At 65.8% G+C, this 17,434-nt stretch carries 16 protein-coding genes; 11 read left to right on the top strand and 5 right to left on the bottom strand.

All coding sequences use genetic code 11. The features are described from left to right. Window positions 1–189: 189 nt before the first annotated feature. Entirely contained in the window at window positions 190–1,791 is a 1,602-nt protein-coding gene (locus AC3A4Z_RS03725) for a sensor histidine kinase (protein ID WP_498710182.1), read from the bottom strand. 312 nt (window positions 1,792–2,103) lie between these two features. Between AC3A4Z_RS03725 and AC3A4Z_RS03730 the strand changes: the two genes are divergently transcribed. The 4 genes from AC3A4Z_RS03730 (at window position 2,104) to AC3A4Z_RS03745 (ending at window position 6,268) form a co-directional block, all read left to right on the top strand. Then, entirely contained in the window at window positions 2,104–4,593 is a 2,490-nt protein-coding gene (locus tag AC3A4Z_RS03730; RefSeq protein WP_498710777.1) for a molybdopterin oxidoreductase family protein, read from the top strand. Next, complete coding sequence (locus AC3A4Z_RS03735) at window positions 4,590–5,051, top strand: hypothetical protein (protein ID WP_498710183.1); 462 nt, start codon at window positions 4,590–4,592, stop codon at window positions 5,049–5,051. The genes AC3A4Z_RS03730 and AC3A4Z_RS03735 overlap by 4 nt, the downstream gene beginning before the upstream one ends. Before the next feature lie 12 nt (window positions 5,052–5,063). Continuing rightward, a complete protein-coding gene (locus tag AC3A4Z_RS03740; protein WP_498710185.1) occupies window positions 5,064–5,498 on the top strand; it encodes a hypothetical protein in 435 nt (144 codons plus the stop codon). 95 nt (window positions 5,499–5,593) lie between these two features. Continuing rightward, on the top strand, window positions 5,594–6,268 hold the full coding sequence (locus AC3A4Z_RS03745) for a DUF6766 family protein (RefSeq protein ID WP_498710187.1): 675 nt from the start codon (window positions 5,594–5,596) through the stop codon (window positions 6,266–6,268). A gap of 77 nt (window positions 6,269–6,345) precedes the next feature. Here the strand turns inward: AC3A4Z_RS03745 and AC3A4Z_RS03750 are convergent, their stop codons facing one another. Continuing rightward, on the bottom strand, window positions 6,346–7,176 hold the full coding sequence (locus AC3A4Z_RS03750) for an oxidoreductase (RefSeq protein ID WP_498710188.1): 831 nt from the start codon (window positions 7,174–7,176) through the stop codon (window positions 6,346–6,348). A 202-nt stretch (window positions 7,177–7,378) separates the two neighbouring features. Here AC3A4Z_RS03750 and AC3A4Z_RS03755 point away from each other — a divergent pair, with 202 nt between their 5' ends. Together AC3A4Z_RS03755 and AC3A4Z_RS03760 are read left to right on the top strand one after the other, a co-directional pair. Further along, window positions 7,379–7,858, top strand: a complete 480-nt coding sequence (locus AC3A4Z_RS03755; RefSeq protein WP_498710190.1) for a DUF2975 domain-containing protein — start codon at window positions 7,379–7,381, stop codon at window positions 7,856–7,858. Further along, the gene (locus AC3A4Z_RS03760) at window positions 7,858–8,064 is read left to right on the top strand and encodes a helix-turn-helix domain-containing protein (RefSeq protein WP_050054145.1); all 207 of its coding nucleotides are present in this window, start codon (window positions 7,858–7,860) and stop codon (window positions 8,062–8,064) included. The genes AC3A4Z_RS03755 and AC3A4Z_RS03760 overlap by 1 nt, the downstream gene beginning before the upstream one ends. Before the next feature lie 17 nt (window positions 8,065–8,081). Here AC3A4Z_RS03760 and AC3A4Z_RS03765 read toward each other — a convergent pair whose 3' ends face one another. Beyond that, on the bottom strand, window positions 8,082–8,555 hold the full coding sequence (locus AC3A4Z_RS03765) for an Hpt domain-containing protein (RefSeq protein WP_498710193.1): 474 nt from the start codon (window positions 8,553–8,555) through the stop codon (window positions 8,082–8,084). A 284-nt stretch (window positions 8,556–8,839) separates the two neighbouring features. Here AC3A4Z_RS03765 and AC3A4Z_RS03770 point away from each other — a divergent pair, with 284 nt between their 5' ends. From AC3A4Z_RS03770 to AC3A4Z_RS03785, 4 genes are all read left to right on the top strand, one after another. Further along, a complete protein-coding gene (locus AC3A4Z_RS03770; RefSeq protein WP_498710195.1) occupies window positions 8,840–10,822 on the top strand; it encodes an APC family permease in 1,983 nt (660 codons plus the stop codon). Between the two features lie 59 nt (window positions 10,823–10,881). After that, window positions 10,882–12,279 (top strand): TrkH family potassium uptake protein, encoded by a 1,398-nt coding sequence (locus AC3A4Z_RS03775; RefSeq protein WP_498710197.1) that lies wholly within the window; start codon window positions 10,882–10,884, stop codon window positions 12,277–12,279. A 104-nt stretch (window positions 12,280–12,383) separates the two neighbouring features. Continuing rightward, complete coding sequence (locus AC3A4Z_RS03780; RefSeq protein ID WP_498710199.1) at window positions 12,384–13,220, top strand: alpha/beta fold hydrolase; 837 nt, start codon at window positions 12,384–12,386, stop codon at window positions 13,218–13,220. Further along, window positions 13,217–14,992 carry a sensor domain-containing protein gene (locus AC3A4Z_RS03785; protein WP_498710201.1) on the top strand — a complete coding sequence of 592 codons (1,776 nt, stop codon included), beginning with the start codon at window positions 13,217–13,219 and terminating at the stop codon, window positions 14,990–14,992. The genes AC3A4Z_RS03780 and AC3A4Z_RS03785 overlap by 4 nt, the downstream gene beginning before the upstream one ends. Before the next feature lie 146 nt (window positions 14,993–15,138). Here AC3A4Z_RS03785 and AC3A4Z_RS03790 read toward each other — a convergent pair whose 3' ends face one another. Then, window positions 15,139–15,465 carry a hypothetical protein gene (locus AC3A4Z_RS03790; protein WP_493970752.1) on the bottom strand — a complete coding sequence of 109 codons (327 nt, stop codon included), beginning with the start codon at window positions 15,463–15,465 and terminating at the stop codon, window positions 15,139–15,141. 262 nt (window positions 15,466–15,727) lie between these two features. After that, window positions 15,728–16,069, bottom strand: a complete 342-nt coding sequence (locus AC3A4Z_RS03795) for a thioredoxin domain-containing protein (RefSeq protein WP_050054150.1) — start codon at window positions 16,067–16,069, stop codon at window positions 15,728–15,730. A 134-nt stretch (window positions 16,070–16,203) separates the two neighbouring features. On the opposite strand from AC3A4Z_RS03795, the gene AC3A4Z_RS03800 reads away from it, so the two are divergent. Beyond that, window positions 16,204–17,421 carry an MFS transporter gene (locus AC3A4Z_RS03800; RefSeq protein WP_498710203.1) on the top strand — a complete coding sequence of 406 codons (1,218 nt, stop codon included), beginning with the start codon at window positions 16,204–16,206 and terminating at the stop codon, window positions 17,419–17,421. The last annotated feature ends 13 nt before the right edge of the window (window positions 17,422–17,434 follow it).

Genomic DNA, 17,434 nt, shown 5'->3' on the forward strand with positions numbered 1-17,434 from the left:
TCGACACCGCCAAGCGCTAAGACCTTCGGTTGTTCCCGAATCAAGTCCTTGGCGCTACCGGGCCCAGATCCCGGTTGCAGTTGCTTCGCGCTTCAGGCCTTACACCGAATACTGTGCCCGGCGATGCTCAAGGGACGGGGAGGAAACGATCAAGGCTTGCTCAAGAATGGCTCAAAACCCGGTGCTGGTTCAGGCTGAAACCAGGGGCCGGGCCACTGCATCAGCATCCGGCAGGGTGACCGTCGCGGTGGTTCCCTTTCCGTGGGTGCTGGTGAGGGTGATGCTTCCCCGGTGGTTTTCGATGATGGCCCTGGTGATGGCGAGTCCCAGGCCGGCACCCGGAATGGCGGAGGAGTGGGCTTTGGCCGTGCGGAAGAAGCGGGTGAAGGCCTGGGCCAGGTCCTCCTCGGTCATCCCGACGCCGGTGTCTGACACTTCGCAGGTGAGGTTTTCGCCGCTGGAGCCGACGCGGACTGTGACGGTACCGCCGGCCGGTGTGTATTTGATGGCGTTGGATACCAGGTTGTCGATGGCCTGCCCGATCCGTTCCGGGTCGAAGCACCCGGTGGCCGGGCCGGCCGCCTGCAGGTCCAGCGTGACGCCGCCGGCCTTGGCCCTGGGCTGCGCGGCTTCGACACTGCTCGCGGCGACTTCGGCAAGGTCAGCCGGGCGGGGAGCCACGGTCACTGTGCCGGATGCGGTGGTGAGCAGGTCGCCCACCAGGGTCAGCAGGCGTTCGGCGTTGCGCTTGGCAACGTTGAGGGAATGTTCGACGTCGGGATCAAGGCCGTTTTCATCCAGCGCCAGGGCGAGGTAACCCAGGATCGACGTCAGCGGCGTCCGGAGTTCGTGGGAGACGCTTGCCACAAACTGGTCCTTCGCGGAGAGTGCCTCGACGAGGGCAGTGACATCGGTAAGGGACAGGACCGCGCCGGAATGCCGGCCGTCCGGAGTCCTGATCAGCCTGCAGGTGGCCGAGTAAGCACGCTGCATGGTTCCGCTGCCGACCCATACCAGTTCATCGGTGAAAGCCTCGCCCCGGGCCGCACGGGTGCGTGGATGCCGCTCCGGGGGAAGGGGCTGTTTCCTGTCCATGCCGTAGACCGGAAGGCCTGCACCGTCACCGGCACGGGGCTCCGCGCAGATCGCTCCCGCGGAGTGGCTGCTTTGATGCTGGTTGGTGAGAACGGTGCGGCCCTCGTGGTCGAGGGCGCACACTGCGACGCTGACGGTGTCCATTACGGTGCCCAGCAACTGCTCCCGGTCCTCGCTGGCAGCCAGCAGCCGCCGGACTTCGGCTTCCCGGTTTTCGAGCCGGAGCCGCTGCTGACGGAGGGCATTGGCAACCCCGTAGGTGGTGAGTGCCATGGCTGCCAGGATGACCGCCAGGAGCACTATACGGATGAACGAGGCGCTGGTGTAGCCGGTGCCGAGGATTGCCGGCGCCAGCGCGACGCTGAGGGTGGCGGCCAGTGCCGCGATGGTTACCCCGCTGCGCGCCGGGCCGTAAGACAGCCAGACCACCGGAAACACCAGCAGGAAGCTCAGCGCGGACAAGTACTGGTCGCCTGCTTCGCGGGACAGGCCAATGGCAAGGCAATCCAGGACCGGGATGATAAGCGGTGCCCGTTCCGGAAGCCGTGCCCACGGCACCAGGCCGCAGGCGGCCAGCAGGGCGAGATGGCCCAGCAAGGTGTAAGGGAACGGACCGGACCACTGGAACTGCGGATGCAGGACCGCAGCCAGGACGACGACCAGCAGCATGGTGATGGACAGTGGGAGCTGGAACATAACCGTCCGGCCCCTCGGCCCCAGCCTCCGAAAATAGCGCGCTACCCACTCAAAGAACATCGTTTCCCCCCGGCCCCGCCCTATCAGGTCAGTATCCGAAGCCTACTGCGTGCACTGCGCCCGGGAACAGATTGCGGACGTAACCTTCCTGCGCGGCCAGTCATGACGGCACTTTACTCCCCCGATTAGTAAGGCTACTGTCTATTTCAGGATGACCTCTTGGCTGACCTGCGTAAACAGTACTTTCAACCCGTCATCCAGCAGTACGGCGGAACTGAGGACAGGGCTGTCCCGGACGAAAGGAATACGGCCATGGTGGACCGGATTGCCGACATCTGGGGGACCCGAACGCCATTCGGCCAGGGGGAGCGGTGGCCGGTCCGGGTGGACCAGGTCCTCGCCAGGGGCCTGACCGCGCAGGACGTGGACCGGTGGGTCCAGTCTGCATGTGTGCTGTGCAGCAACGGCTGCGGCGTCGACATTGCCGTCAAAGACGGCGCCATGGTGGGCGTCCGCGGCCGGGCGATGGACATCGTCAACCACGGCCGGCTCGGTCCCAAAGGTCTTTTCGCCTCCTGGCAGGGTGTGAGCAACAAGGACCGGCTGACCCAGCCCCTGATCCGCGAAAACGGCGAACTGGTGGAGACTGACTGGGACACCGCGATGGACCGGATCGTCGCGCGCAGCAAAGCCCTCTTGAAAGAAAAGGGCCCGCTGAGCCACGGCTTCTACACCTCTGGCCAGCTGTTCCTGGAGGAGTACTACGCCCTGGGCATCATCGGCAAGGCCGGGCTCGGCACCCCGCACATGGACGGCAACACCAGGCTGTGCACGGCCACGGCCGCGGCAGCGATGAAGGAGTCCTTCGGCTCGGACGGGCAGCCCGGCAGCTACACGGACATCGACGAGTGCGATGCAATTTTCCTCTACGGCCACAACATGGCCGAGACCCAGACCGTGCTGTGGGCCCGGGTCCTGGACCGTCTCTCCGGGCCCAACAAGCCGATGGTGGTGTGCGTGGACCCGCGCTCCACCGAAGTGGCCCGGCATGCTGACGTTCACCTGCCCGTGCGGCCGGGCACCAACCTGGCACTCATGCACGGCCTGGTCCGCGAGGTGATCCGCAACGGATGGATCGACCCGGACTACATCGCCGCGCACACCCTTCGCTTCGAGGACCTGGCGGACAAGATTGCGCCCTGGACACCGGAGGCCGTGGCGGCCGAATGCGGGGTGGAAGCGGCTGCGGTGGTGGAGGCAGCCCGGATCTTCGGGACCTCCCGGCGGGTGCTGTCCACGGTGCTGCAGGGTTTCTACCAGTCCGCCCAGGCCACCACCTCGTCCTGCCAGGTCAACAACCTGCACCTGCTGCGCGGCATGATCGGCAGGCCCGGCTGCGGGATCCTGCAGATGAACGGCCAACCCACCGCACAGAACACGCGCGAGGCAGGGGCCGACGGCGACCTGCCGGGCTTCCGCAATTGGGAGAACCCCAACCACATAAAGCAGCTTGCCGAACTGTGGGACGTGGACGAGCTGGTCATCCCGCACTGGGCCCCGCCCACCCACGCGGCACAGATCTTCCGCTACGCCGAGCAGGGTTCCATCAAATTCCTCTGGGTCTCGGCCACCAACCCCGCGGTGTCCATGCCGCAGCTGCCCCGCATCCGCGAGATCCTGGCCAAGCCCGGACTGTTCCTGGTGGTGCAGGACCTCTACCTGACCGAGACCGCCCAGTATGCCGACGTCGTCCTGCCGGCCGCTGCCTGGGGCGAAAAGACCGGGACGTTCACCAACGTCAACCGCACGGTCCACCTGTCCGAACAGGCGGTGGAACCGCCCGGCCAGGCCCGGAGCGACCTTCAGATTTTCCTGGACTACTCCCGGCGGATGGACTTCCGCACCAACTCGGGCCGTCCGCTGCTGGACTGGGAGGGCCCGGAGGACGGCTTTAACGCCTGGCGGGAGTGCAGCAGGGGGCGCCTGTGCGACTATACCGGCCTCAGTTACGAGCGGCTGCGGGGCGGAAGCGGCATCCCCTGGCCGGTCAACGGGGAACACCCGGACGGGACAGACCGGTTGTACGGGGACGGGGTCTTTCCCACCCACGCTGACACCGCTGAAGACTACGGCCACGACCTGGCCACCGGAGCCACCGTGGGGGAGCAGGCCTACAAGGCGATGGCACCGAACGGGCGTGCCATCTTCAAAACGGCGCCATACCAGGGGGCACACGAAACGCCCGACGGGGACTACCCCTTCCGCTACACCACCGGCAGGACGGCCTACCACTTCCACACCCGCACCAAGACGGGCCGCTCCCCGCAGCTGCACGATGCCGCCCCGGCCATGTGGGTGGAGATGGCGGAGAGTGACGCCGAAGCGCTGGGTCTGGGCGAGGGGGACGTGGTCCGCGTCCAGTCCCGCCGCGGGCACCTCTTCGCCCCGGTGCGGATCGCCAACATCCGTACCGGAACTGTCTTCGCTCCCTTTCATTACGGTTACTGGGATGCCGCGGACCCAAACGACGCCGATCCGCACCAGCGCCCGAGGGCGGCCAACGAGCTGACCCTGACTGAGTGGGACCCGGTATCCAAGCAGCCCGTCTATAAGACCGCCGCCGTGCGGGTTACCAAAGTCGCCGACGCCACCGGTCCCGCCCCCGCGCCCACCACCACCGCATCCCGTCCCGCCCGTGGCGGCCGCATCATGGCGACGGTGGGCGGGGCGGCCGGTGAGGTGACCGAGACCATCGCGCCGACAGAACCGCCGGCGGCGCCCGGAGACGAGGTGAGGTCATGAAGCTTCCCATCTACCTGGGGCTGCTGCACCGCTCCGAACACACCCTGGCGGAGTCCTACCGGCAGGTGGCCGACGGGCACGGCGATGAACCGGACGTGTACTTCCTCTGCCGCTCCCTGGCGGACCAGTGCGAAAAACATGAGCAGGCCCTGCTGCCCATCGTGGAGCGCTACGGCGAGGTGGAGAAGGACGACGAGCCGGAGCGGCTGCATGCCGAAGGACTTTCCAGCACACGTTCAGGGGCCGTGGGACTGCTCCGCGACCTGCAGGACCTCTACCTGCTGGGATCCCTGGTGGATATCACGTGGACGGCAGTCAAACAGGCCGCCCAGGGTTTACGTGACGCCGAGCTGCTGGCCGTGGTCACACGCTGCGACGGCGAGACAAAGACCCAGCTCGAGTGGCTGTCCACGCGGATGAAACAAGCCGCGCCGCAGGCCCTGATTGTCGCGGAGTGAGGAAGGAGAGGCATGCGAACCAGAACCAGATCCGCCGTCGGGCCCCCCGTGAAGCCTGGCACGTACCTTATGGCCGCGGCCATCGCGGCCCTGATGGTCCTAACCGGCTGTGCCCCGGAAGGAATGGCGGCTGCTGATGCCGCCCGGGAGTTCCACCAGGCCCTATCCGGGTCCGAATGGTCCGCAGCCTGTGCACTGCTGCAGTCCGATACCCGTGATAAGACCGCCCGGGAGCAGGAGGGCAGCTGCGAGGACCACCTGAGGAACCTGCGGATCCCGGAACCCGGAACAGTGACGCGCACCGAAATATACGGCCGCGGCGCCCTCGTGGAATTTGAGAACGACGCAGTCTTCCTGGCCGCCGCCGAGGGCGGCTGGAAGATCACGGCGGCCGGCTGCACGCCGAACGGTGATGCGCCCTACACCTGCGAAGTGGGAGGCAAGTAGTCATGCGGTGGAGCTTTGCCCTGTACCTGATCCTGATTTTCGGCGGACTGGCCTATATGGCTGTTGTCGGACTCGTCCACGGATAGGAGGACGCCGTGAAAACAGCGATCCGGAACAACGGACTGAGCCTCTTCTTCGGGCTGATCTTCCTCCTGGCCCTGCTGGGGCAGGGGCTGACCGGCCATGCCCTGTTCAACGAGGAACAGCTCGCCAACGGGCTTGAGGAAATCAGCCTGGCCCAGTACCTCACCTCCTCCCACTTCGCGGTGGACGTCTCGGAGAACTGGCAGTCCGAATACCTCCAGTTCCTGCTCTACATCATGGCCACCATCTGGCTGGTCCAAAAAGGGTCACCCGAATCAAAGGAACTGGACCAGCCCGGAATCGAATCCGACAAGGACCAGCTGGTCGGCGAATACAGCAACCAGAAATCGCCGGCCTGGGCCAAAGCCTCCGGCTGGCGCCTTACGGTCTTCTCGAATTCGCTCGGGATGACCATGGGACTGATCTTCGTCCTGTGCTGGCTGGTGCAGTCCTTCGCCGGTACCAGCGCATACAACGAAGAGCAGATCCAGAACTTCCAGCAGCCCGTTTCCTGGACGGAGTACATCGTGTCTGCAGAGTTCTGGAACCGGACGCTGCAGAACTGGCAGTCAGAGTTCCTGGCCGTCGGCTCCATGGTGGTCCTGTCCATCTACCTCCGCCAGCGCGGCTCACCCGAATCGAAGCCTGTCGGGGCTGCCCACGACGATACTGCCTCGACGGGCTAGCCTGGACAGGCCCGCAGATGTAGGCAGGGGAATCAGTCCACCCTGTGCCCGAGCGGAATCTTTTATGATTTTTGGTCTTACTGGTCCAGGCCCGTGCTGAGGCTGAGGTCCCGCCACTGCTCCAGTTCCGCGCGCTGCGCGTCGGCCACTGCGGCAAAGGCGCCGAAAGCGTCCTCGCCAAGGACAGCGAGCGACGGCGGGTTGGGGCTCTCCACGATGGCCAGGATTGCTTCTGCAGCCTTCGCCGGGTCGCCCGGCTGGTTGCCGTCCATCGTGTCGTTCTCCTTGCGCCGCTTCCCGGCCGTCTCCGCATAGTCACCGATCGGCACGGCCGACTGGGTCAGCGAGCGGCCGGCGAAGTCGGTGCGGAACGCGCCCGGTTCAATGGCGGTGACGTTGATGCCCAACGGCTCAACCTCCCGGCGGAGCGAGCCTGAAATGCCTTCCAGTGCTGCCTTCGTCGCAGCGTAGTAGCCGGACCCTGCCGGCGTGATGCGCGCTCCGATCGAGGAGATATTCACGATGGACCCGGACCTTCGGGCGCGCATGTCCGGAAGGACTGCCTTGATCATGTCCACAGCGCCGAAAACGTTGGTGTCGAACAACTGCCGCACATCGGCGTCGTCCGCTTCCTCCACAGCAGCCCGGTAGCCGTAACCGGCGTTGTTGACCAGCACGTCGACGCCGCCGAAGCGCGCCTTCGCCTGGTCCAGCACCGCGCCGATCTGGGTCCGGTCCGTGACATCGAGGGGCAGGGCCAGCGCCGTATCCGGGAAAGCGTCAGCCACATCCTGTACGGTGGCCGGGTTCCGGGCAGTGACGACGGCGTTGTGCCCGTGGGCGAGCACGGCCCGGGCAAGTGCCCGGCCGAGTCCGGTGGAGCATCCTGTGATGAGCCAGGTAGCCATGGTTCGTTCCTCACTTCGCTTGTTTCTGTTGCTTCCCAAGAGATCGGGACCCAAGGACTAGGTAACCGCAGAATGCGGGCCGTAAACAGGTGCTGCCAGTACAACCCGCAGGTTCCCCTATCAGTTTTGGTCCCACCGGTGCTGGGGTTGCCAAAACTCGTCGTCGATTGACTTTCGATAGTTAATAATTGAAACTCGATGCATGAAGATCAATCGCCTGGCTGTCATTGCCCTCCGGATCGTCCTTGTGGGCGCGTTCCTCCTCCTGGTCCTATTGCAGGTCATGTCCTTGCCGGGCCAGTTTGCCCACATGGCAGCTGAAAACCCGGAGCAGGCCTACCTCCAGTGGCCGCTCACCATCTTTGGCATCCTCGAGGTGGCCTGCGTGCAGGTGGTGATCGTCAGCACGTGGAAGCTGCTGACCATGGTCAAGCAGGACCAGATCTTCAGCAGGCGGGCTTTTGTGTGGGTGGACGCGATCATGTGGGCCATCGCGGCAGCCTGGACCATGCTGGCCGTGTTCTCGGCCATCGTGGTCCTCAACGCCGATGACCCCGGCGTGCCGCTCCTGCTGATCCTGATGCTGGCGGCCGGTGCCGCCGTCGGCCTGGTGGTGGTGGTGCTGCGCGCCCTGCTCCGGCAGGCCGCGGACCTCCGCTCCGACATGGAAGCGGTGATCTGATGCCCATCGTGGTGCGCATCGACGTCGAACTGGCGAAGCAGAAGATGAGCGTGGGGGAGTTCGCCGACCGGGTTGGCCTCACGCCTGCCAACGTGGCAGTGCTCAAGAACGGGCGCGCGAAAGCCGTCCGCTTCAGCACCCTCGAAGCGATGTGCCGCGTCCTGAACTGCCAGCCGGGTGACCTGCTGGAGTTTGTGGAGGACTGAGCGGACTTCCCGCCAACCTACTCGGGGGAGTACCCCTGGGTAGGGAAACCCAACAGGTGAAGGGCAGACGAAAGCTCGGGAGTGGACGCGCGGCGGCCTTCAAGGTGGGCCTGCAGGAGGTAGGCGGTGTGGCGGCCGCACATGCTCAGCTGCTCCAGATGGGCTTCGGCCAGCCGTGGCAGGACCTGGGCCGGGTCGGCGCCCGGGCTGTTGTGCAGATCCACTTGCAGGCCATGGGCGAGGTCCGCCAGGCGTTCCCCGCCGAGCCGCTGGCTGGAGATCTTAAGACTGCGCACAGCGTCCACGGCGCCGGCAAAGTCACCCGTGGCCAGGGCCAGGCGCAGCCGTTCCACCCGGTAGGGGAGGCGTTCGATGAAGCTCTGGACCAGCGCTTTCCAGACGCCCTCATCGTCCTCCAGATCCGCGCGGAGCCTGTCCAGCACCGTCCGGTCGAGGAAGGGCAGGATGGAACTGTCGCCGTGAGTCATCATTGTCCCCGCATTACTTCCACCAATTGGACGCTGCTTGTGCCGCCAGAAGAACCTCATTGAACGTTACCTCCCAGCCCGCCGGCAGGCACGAGTAGCCAGTACTCGAACTTCCGTTCGGCCCGCACGTGCCTGCCCGCACAGAGGCGTTAAGAAAGCGTTAAGATCCCCGGAATTCCCGGCGGGAGGTGGTTCGCCCGGTGCTAGGCTCCGTTGGTTATCAGCTCAGCGTCGCGCCTGGAACGGGGAAATGCTGCCCGTGACGGGCACCAACGAAAGACACGTCCTTGACGGCTCCCGCCCGGTCTTCCCTTCCCGCCACCGTTCCCAATCCGGAACTTGACACCGAACCGCGCAGCGCGCTGGCCAAGTGGCTGCTGGAACACCGGGTCAGCCAGCCCGTCGGCCCCGAAGCCAACGAGACCCATGGCGGGCAGCAAAGCTGGTGGAAGGTCATGTGCCTGACCGGCGTGGACTACTTCTCCACCCTCTCCTACCTGCCTGGCATCGCGGCGCTCGCCGCCGGCGCCCTCTCCCCGCTGGCCACCCTGCTCATCGTGGCCTTGACGCTCCTGGGCATGCTGCCCATGTATCGGCGGGTGGCCAGGGAAAGCCCGCACGGGCAGGGATCCGTGGCGATGCTGGAACGGCTCCTGCCCTTCTGGCGGGGCAAGGTTTTTGTGCTGGTCCTGCTGGGCTTCGTGGCCACCTCCTGGATCATCACCATCACCCTTTCTGCCGCAGACGCCACCGTGCACCTGCTTGAGAACCCGTACCTGCCGCCGTTCCTGGAAGGCCAGGCGGTAGGCATCACCGTCTTCTTCCTGCTGGTGCTTGGCGCCGTGTTCCTGATGGGCTTTTCCGAAGCCGTCGCCGTCGCCATTCCCCTGGTGGCCGTGTTCCTGGTGCTGAACGCCGTCATCATCGTGGCCGGCGTGGCGGAAATCCTCGCAATGCCCGGCGCACTCAGCACATGGACCGGCGCCCTGGCCTCCGCCGGCGGTGGGCCGGGGGGAATCGTGGGTCCCGCCCTGATGGCCTTCCCGCTGCTGGTCCTGGGGCTCTCCGGCTTCGAGACCGGCGTCAGCATGATGCCCCTGGTTGCCTCGCAGGGTGCCACCGCCGAGGAAAAGCTGGCCAGCCGGGTGCGCAACACCCGCAAGCTGCTCACGACGGCGGCACTCATCATGAGCGTGTACCTGCTGGGCAGCAGCTTCGTCACCACTGTGCTGATCCCAGCCGGAGAATTCCAAACCGGGGGAGAGGCCAACGGCCGCGCCCTTGCCTACCTGGCCCACGAACACCTGGGCAACGGGTTCGGGTCCGTCTATGACGTGAGCAGCATCCTCATCCTGTGGTTCGCCGGCGCCTCCGCCATGGCAGGCCTGATCAACATCGTCCCGCGGTACCTGCCTTCCTACGGCATGGCCCCGGACTGGTCCCGCGCGGTCCGTCCGGTGGTGCTCGTCTACACCGCCATCAGCATCCTGATCACCATCGGCTTCAATGCCGACGTCAACGCGCAGGCCGGCGCCTACGCGACCGGGATCCTGGCCATGATGGTCTCCGGCGCCATCGCCGTCACCATCTCCGCCATCCGGCGCAAACAGCGGGCCGCCGCCGTCGGCTTCACGGTGCTCACCCTGGTGATGCTGTACGCCCTGGCCGCCAACGTCATCGAAAAGCCTGACGGCCTGGCCATCTCCGGATTCTTCATCCTGGGCATCGTGGCGGTCTCGCTCGTCTCCCGCATCAGCCGCACCACGGAGCTGCGCGTGGACAGAATAGAGTTCGACGACGGCGCCCGCCGCTTCATCAGCGACACCCTCGACTACGACGGCCGGATCAACCTGATCGCCATACGGCCCCAGGCGCGCACCGGGGCAAAATACGCGGACAAGGAAGCAGAACAGCGGGAGAGCAATCCCGTGCCCGGCTCGGCCGATGTCATCTTCCTGGAAATAGACATCACGGATCCCTCGGAGTTCAGCGACACGCTGCACGTCCGCGGAGTTGAAGTGGACGGCCACCGGGTCCTGCGCGCGCAGAGCCCGGCCGCACCCAATGCGATCGCCGCCATCCTGCTGGCGCTGAGGGACGGTACGGGCGTGAAGCCGCACGCCTACTTCGAATGGTCCGAAGGGAACCCCTTGGCGCACCTTATGCGCTACCTGCTCCTCGGGCGCGGCGACACCGCCCCGGTGGTCCGGGAAATCATCCGCGAAAACGAACCGGACCCGGCGCGGCGCCCGGGCATCCACGTGGGATGAGCCTCCGAAGGAGCCTCCCACCGTCTGGCCCTGCCACAGCAGGGCCGGACGCTTCCAGTGTGGCCGCCGTGCAGAAGATGCTGCGGGACGTCCGGAACGAAAAGGAAGGCAGGAAGGCAAACATTGTCCGCCGGATCCTGACCCACCCGGTCAGGGCTGTTCCGGTCGCCTTCCTGATGGTCATCATCCTTGGCGCGGCCCTGCTGATGCTCCCCGTCTCACGCACAGACCCGGACGCCGGTGCCCTTATGGATGCCTTGTTCACCTCGGTCTCGGCGGTCTGCGTAACGGGCCTGATCACCGTGGATACGGCAACCTTCTGGACCCCGTTCGGGCACGTGGTCATCCTGGCGCTCATCCAGGTGGGCGGCTTCGGCATCATGACCCTTGCCACCCTGCTGGCACTGCTGGTCCGCAAAAGCATCGGCCTGCGCGGCCAGCTCGTGGCCCAGACGGAAACCCACACCCTGAACCTCGGCGACGTCAGGGCAGTGCTGCTGCGGGTTGCGAAAATCATGCTGACCTTCGAGGCCGCCACGGCCGCGATCCTCACCGCGCGGTTCTGGATCGCCTACGACCAGAACCCCGGAACCGCCCTCTGGCACGGGATCTTCCACGCCATCTCGGCCTTCAACAATGCCGGCTTCTCGGTCTACAGCAACAACCTCATCGGCTTCGCCGAGGACCCGTGGATCATCACCCCGATCTGCCTGGCCATCATCGCCGGCGGGCTCGGCTTCCCGGTGATCATCCAGCTCAGCCGGGGCGAGACCAGACCCCGGAACTGGACGGTCCACCTGCGCCTGACCATCTACGGCACGCTGGTCCTCCTGGTCGCAGGGATGGCGCTGTTCGCGGCGTTTGAGTGGAACCGGAACGAAACGCTGGGCCAGCTCTCCTTCACCGGCAAGATCCTGGGCTCCTTCGCCGGCAGTGTTTTCCCCCGCACCGCCGGGTTCAACAGTATCGACTACGGCGCCGCAGCCCCGGAAACGCTGATGGTCACCAACATCCTGATGTTCATCGGCGGCGGCAGCGCCGGCACCGCCGGCGGCATCAAAATCACCACATTCCTGGTGCTGGGCTTCGCCATCTGGAACGAAGTCCGCGGCCGCGACCAGGTGACCATCGCCCACCGCTCTGTCAGCTCCTCCTCCCAGCGCCAGGCCCTGTCCGTGGCATTGCTGGGGGTCGCCGCAGTCGTCATCGGGACCATGCTGCTACTCATCTTCACCGACTACAGCCTGGAGAAGGTCCTGTTCGAATGCATCTCCGCCTTCGGCACTGTGGGGATGAGCACCGGCATCACCTACAACCTGCCCCCGTCCGCCGAGTGGGTGCTGATGGCACTGATGTTCACGGGCCGGATCGGCACGGTGACGGTAGCTTCCGCCCTTGCCCTCTCGGCCCGGCCGCGCCTGTACCGCCTCCCGGAGGAACGCCCCATCATCGGGTAGGGGCAAGATTGGATCAAGCGGTGGCCGGTCCTAGGATTCCCCGTGCGCCCGCCGCTAATATCTGAGGCAAGTATCCCTACTTATTACCCGGGGGCCAGTGCGGCATGGTTGAGACAGTCACTTCTGCAGTTTCGCCGGTCATCAAGCGGAACAACGTCACGGTGTCCGGGCGGGCGGACGGGCCGGTGATGATGTTCGCCCACGGTTACGGCTGTGACCAGGACATGTGGCGGCGGCTCCTGCCCTACTTCTCCGACACGTACCGCCTGGTGCTCTTTGACAACGTCGGCGCGGGCCGCTCCGACGTGAACGCCTACGACCGCGACAAGTACGGATCGCTGGACGGCTACGCGGCGGACCTGCTGGAAATCTGCGAAGCACTGGACCTGGAAGACGTCATCCTGGTGGCGCACAGCGTCAGCGCGATGGTGGCCGTCATCGCCGCTGCCCGGGAACCGGAGCGGTTCTCCCGGCTGGTCCTGGTGGCTCCGTCCCCGCGCTACATCAACGACTCGGCCGACGGCTACTTTGGCGGGTTCTCGCAGGAGGACATAGAAGGCCTGCTCGCTTCCCTGGACAGCAACTACTTCGCCTGGGCCGAAGCACTGGCGCCGATGGCCATGGGCCACCTGGAGGCGCCGGAGCTTTCCGAGGAACTCCGGAGCAGCTTCTGCCGGACCAATCCGTCCATCGCCCGGCATTTCGCCCGGGTGACCTTCCTCTCGGATACCCGGCCCATGCTGGAAAAGGTGGACAATGACAGCCTGATCCTTCAGTGCTCCGATGACCTGCTTGCGCCGCAGGAAGTGGGTTCCTATGTGCACCAGCACCTTGAGCGCAGCACCCTGGTCCAGCTCCAGGCCACCGGCCACTGCCCGCATGTCAGCGCACCGGAGGACACTGCCCGGGCCATCCTGGAATACCTTTCGGCCAGTCCGTGACAGATCCCGGGGGGCCGGACCCGGCCCATTTCGAGGCGCTGTTCCAGCAGGCCCCGTGCGGGTACCTGGTAACGGACGACGACGGCCGCATCACGGCGGTCAACGATACCTTTGTGCGCTGGTCAGGCTACGGCCGCCCCCGGCTGGTGGGGTCCACCCTGCAGTCCCTGATGCCGGTGGGGGACCAGATCCTCTACTCCACCCACTGCATTCCGCAGCTGGGCATCAACGGCGCCATCTCTGAAATTGCCGTTGAGATCATTGACGCGGACGGCGGACGCCGCGCGGCGCTGCTCTCCGCGTCGCGGTCGCCTGGATCAGAAGGGGAGCCTGCCACCGTCCGCGTCATCATCTTCAGCGCGCACGAACGCCGGATGTATGAACGCGAGCTGGTATCGGCACTCCGGGCTGCAGAGGAAGCTGAAGCCCGCCGCGCCGAGGCTGAAAAGGAACTGCAGCACCTCGCCCTCCATGACGCCCTGACCGGCCTGCCCAACAGGGCGGGACTCAAAGCGAAGCTGGACGCCGTACCGGACCACAGCACGGCGGGCGGGGACCGGCTGGCCGTCCTCTTCATTGACCTGGACCACTTCAAAGCCGTCAACGACAGCCTGGGGCACGCGGCAGGGGACGAACTGCTGGTCTCCGTCGCGGAGCGCCTGGGAAGGGCCGCTCCGGATCGCGGCTCCGTTGCCCGGCTGTCCGGGGACGAGTTCGTTGTGGTGGCCGCCTCCGCCGGTGCCCGGGAAGCCACTGCCCTTGCCGCGGAACTGCTGGAGGTCATCAAGACGCCGGTCCGGATCGAAGGACTGGAAATAGTCACCTCCGCCAGCATCGGAGTTGCAGTTTCAGGGGACGAAAGGGAAGGCCTTGAAGACCTGATCCGGCGGGCCGATATCGCTATGTACCGGGCGAAGGAACTGGGGCGCAGCCGCTGGGAACTGCATGAGCCTGCCGCCTCCGATCCCACCGTGGACCGGCTCCGCGCCCTGGGCGAGCTCCGCCGGGGAATCAACGAAGGCGCCCTCCGGGTGCACTACCAGCCCCGCGTGGACCTGCGTTCCGGGCGCACCATCGGCGTGGAGGCTCTGGTGCGGTGGATGCACCCCACACGGGGACTGCTGCCGCCGTCGGAATTCATCACCATGGCCGAAGAATCCGGGCTGGTGCGTCCGCTCGGGGCCTGGGTCCTGGGCGAAACGCTTCGACAGGCGGACAGCTGGCGCCGGGAAGGCCGCCGCGGCGCGGGCCTCGAATTCGCCGTCAACCTGTCCGCCCGCCAGCTCAGCGACCCGGACCTGGTGGCGATGGTGGAAGGTGCCCTCCGGCTGCGGGACATCGAGCCTTCGCACCTGCTGCTGGAAATCACCGAAACCGCCCTGATGGCAGACCCGAATGGTGCGCTTGTTTCGCTGACGGCCCTCAAGAAGCTTGGTGTGGGGCTCGCCGTGGACGACTTCGGCACGGGCTACTCAAGCCTGACGTACCTGAAGAAGTTCCCCATCGACGAACTGAAGATCGACCGGTCATTCATCAACGGCCTCGGATCGGATTCCGGCGACTCTGCCATCGTGGGCAGCTGTATTGACCTGGCCCATGCGGTGGGAATCCGGGCAGTCGCCGAGGGAGTGGAAACGTCCGGACAGGTGCAGACCCTCAAAGCGATGGGTTGCGACCTCGCCCAGGGTTACCACTTCGCCCGTCCGCTGCCTGCCCCGGACCTGAGGGAGTGGCTGGACGCCCATGCCGACGGCGATCCCGTCGGCGCATAAAAGTTTCCACCGGACTGGGAGTGCAGCTACCCGTCTATTCGGATACAACTGCACTTCCAGTCGGTGGAAAGCCTGAAACCTAAGAAGTGTGCGGCCGGCACCCTGGCCCGGTCAGTGGACGCTGCGGATGCCTTGGCCTGAATGCTTTATGCGGCGAGCAGAGCCGGCCGCGAGGTGGTATGTTGCCGCCGTGGCGCCAGGACACTGATAGTGCACGGCCTCTGCGACGGATCGATCATGGCCGGCAGCTGATGGGTATCGGAGCACGCCTGCAGCTGCTCCAGTGCCTCGTCATCCACCACGGCATGGGAGATGTCCAACTTCAGGTCCAGTCCCTGCTTGATGGAATTGGCGCGCTTGACCACTACGTAAAGCGCATTCACGCTGTGCACGGTGACATGCCCCTTTGCAATCACCAGAGCTTTCGCATGGTCGAGATCTACACGGACAACAATGTTGAGCTTTGAATTCACGTTGTAAAGCCTTCCCCGGCATTGGCTGCGACGCTGCAGCTTCTTGCATTGGCCTGTTTCTTAAGCCTCAATCAGAGTAGGGGGTGAATGTGATCCACGCAACAGTTACGGATTTATTACACCGTTTGGAGATGCTGATGTTGTGACGCCGCAGGCCGCCCCTGTTTCCCGCGGGCCCTGCCTGAAGCACTGGCAACGGCGGCCGTCGGCTCCTGAGCCGCCGGCCGCCGTCGTCCGCTCCCGCAGCGTTTCCGCGCCGGGCTCACACCGACTCGGGAAGCCTTCCTGTTAATACTGAGACCGGGGCCGCAGACCAGCGCTCACGCTCTGGTTCGTAGGAGATCACCACGGCGGCGTCGATGTCACGCGCTTCGTCCATGGCCAGCAGCAGGGCGTCTTCAACGTGCCGGGCGTATTCGAGCCGCTCGGCCAGCCCGCCCTGCAGGTCGCTGTCATCAATCAGGACATGGCCCTTGCCGTCCACGATGACCTTCAGCGAATACCCCTGGTCCTCATGGAGGGACCCGCGGGTGGATGAAATCTCGGTGACATTGTCTGCCCGGACCAACCCGTTGCCGAGCGTACGGATCCACACTTCACCCATGAAATGAACCTCCCCTTTGGTTGTGGGCGCGGATCAGCACCCATAAGGCAAACGCTAGTCCTTTGCAAGGGTTTTGTGACCCCCAAACAGGTGCCTTTCTCGCCGCTGCTGCCGGCCAACCTAAAATAAATCTGATGACTTCCCCGGATGCCCCAGAGCCCTTCACCCTGCGCGGTATCGCCGTGGCCGCTTTCGGCCCCACGTTGCTTTTTGGGATCGGGCAGGGCGCCATCCTTCCGGTAGTGGCACTGACCGCGCGCGACCTCGGCGCCTCCGTGGCCCTCGCGGCGCTGATCGTCACGCTGATCGGGCTGGGCTCGTGGTTTTTCAACCTGCCCGCATCCCTCGTGACGTTGAAATTCGGTGAACGCTGGGCCATCGTGGGCGCGGCGGTGGCCGCCGGCCTGGCGCTTGCCGCGGCGGGGCTGTCCTCCCTGATCCCCACCGGGCTGTGGCTGCTCGCGGTGGCGATGGCCGTCGTCGGAATGTCCGGGGCGGTCTTCGGGCTCGCACGGCAGAAATACCTCACGGAAGCGGTGCCGGTGGAGTTCCGGGCCAGGGCGCTGTCCACGCTGGGCGGCGTGAACCGGATCGGGGTGTTTATCGGGCCGTTCCTGGGCGCGGCGGTGATGCAGTTCTCCGGCATCGGCGGCGCGTACTGGGTGGGCGTGGTGGCCATGGCCGCGGCCGCACTGCTGTCCCTCACCATCCCTGACCTGGAAGTTGCGGGCGGGGCCGACGGCGGCCACAAGGGTCCGGAGCCCACCCTCCGCAGCGTTGCGGTGTCCCACGCGAAGGTCTTCCTGAGTGTGGGCGTGGGGATCCTGCTGCTGAGCGCGCTGCGGTCCTCGCGCCAGGTGGTCATCCCGCTGTGGGCGGACCACCTGGGCATGGACGCCAGCTCCGCGTCATTGATTTACGGGTTGTCCGGCGCCATCGACATGCTGGTGTTCTACCCCGCCGGGAAGCTGATGGACCGGAAAGGCCGGCAGTTTGTGGCCGTCCCGTCCACGCTGCTGATGGGTGCTGCGCTGCTGCTGATTCCGCTGACCGGGTCCTTCGCCGGGCTGCTGCTGGCGGCGCTGCTGATCGGGTTTGGCAACGGGATCAGTTCCGGGCTGGTGATGACGCTGGGGGCGGACTTCTCGCCGGACCGAGGCCGCGGCCAGTTCCTGGGGCTGTGGCGGTTCATGGCCGACGCCGGGTCCACCGGCGGGCCGGTACTCCTCTCCGGGGTGACGGCCCTCGCCTCCCTGGGCGCGGGAATATCAGCCACGGGCGTCCTGGGGTTCGCGGCGGCTGCCGTGTTCGCCGTCGTGATTCCCCGCATGAAGCACCGCCGGAACTACTGACGCAGGCGTTATC

Source organism: Arthrobacter sp. Soil_C_49 (assembly GCF_057656635.1).

What these genes read in the sequence shown, in the direction of transcription:
- AC3A4Z_RS03735 (WP_498710183.1), top strand. Translation starts at nt 4,590, where the DNA reads ATGAAGCTTCCCATCTACCTGGGGCTGCTGCACCGCTCCGAACACACC.
- AC3A4Z_RS03765 (WP_498710193.1), bottom strand. Translation starts at nt 8,555, where the DNA reads ATGATGACTCACGGCGACAGTTCCATCCTGCCCTTCCTCGACCGGACG.
- AC3A4Z_RS03740 (WP_498710185.1), top strand. Translation starts at nt 5,064, where the DNA reads ATGCGAACCAGAACCAGATCCGCCGTCGGGCCCCCCGTGAAGCCTGGC.
- AC3A4Z_RS03800 (WP_498710203.1), top strand. Translation starts at nt 16,204, where the DNA reads ATGACTTCCCCGGATGCCCCAGAGCCCTTCACCCTGCGCGGTATCGCC.
- AC3A4Z_RS03750 (WP_498710188.1), bottom strand. Translation starts at nt 7,176, where the DNA reads ATGGCTACCTGGCTCATCACAGGATGCTCCACCGGACTCGGCCGGGCA.
- AC3A4Z_RS03725 (WP_498710182.1), bottom strand. Translation starts at nt 1,791, where the DNA reads ATGTTCCAGCTCCCACTGTCCATCACCATGCTGCTGGTCGTCGTCCTG.
- AC3A4Z_RS03730 (WP_498710777.1), top strand. Translation starts at nt 2,104, where the DNA reads ATGGTGGACCGGATTGCCGACATCTGGGGGACCCGAACGCCATTCGGC.
- AC3A4Z_RS03780 (WP_498710199.1), top strand. Translation starts at nt 12,384, where the DNA reads ATGGTTGAGACAGTCACTTCTGCAGTTTCGCCGGTCATCAAGCGGAAC.
- AC3A4Z_RS03795 (WP_050054150.1), bottom strand. Translation starts at nt 16,069, where the DNA reads ATGGGTGAAGTGTGGATCCGTACGCTCGGCAACGGGTTGGTCCGGGCA.
- AC3A4Z_RS03755 (WP_498710190.1), top strand. Translation starts at nt 7,379, where the DNA reads ATGAAGATCAATCGCCTGGCTGTCATTGCCCTCCGGATCGTCCTTGTG.
- AC3A4Z_RS03760 (WP_050054145.1), top strand. Translation starts at nt 7,858, where the DNA reads ATGCCCATCGTGGTGCGCATCGACGTCGAACTGGCGAAGCAGAAGATG.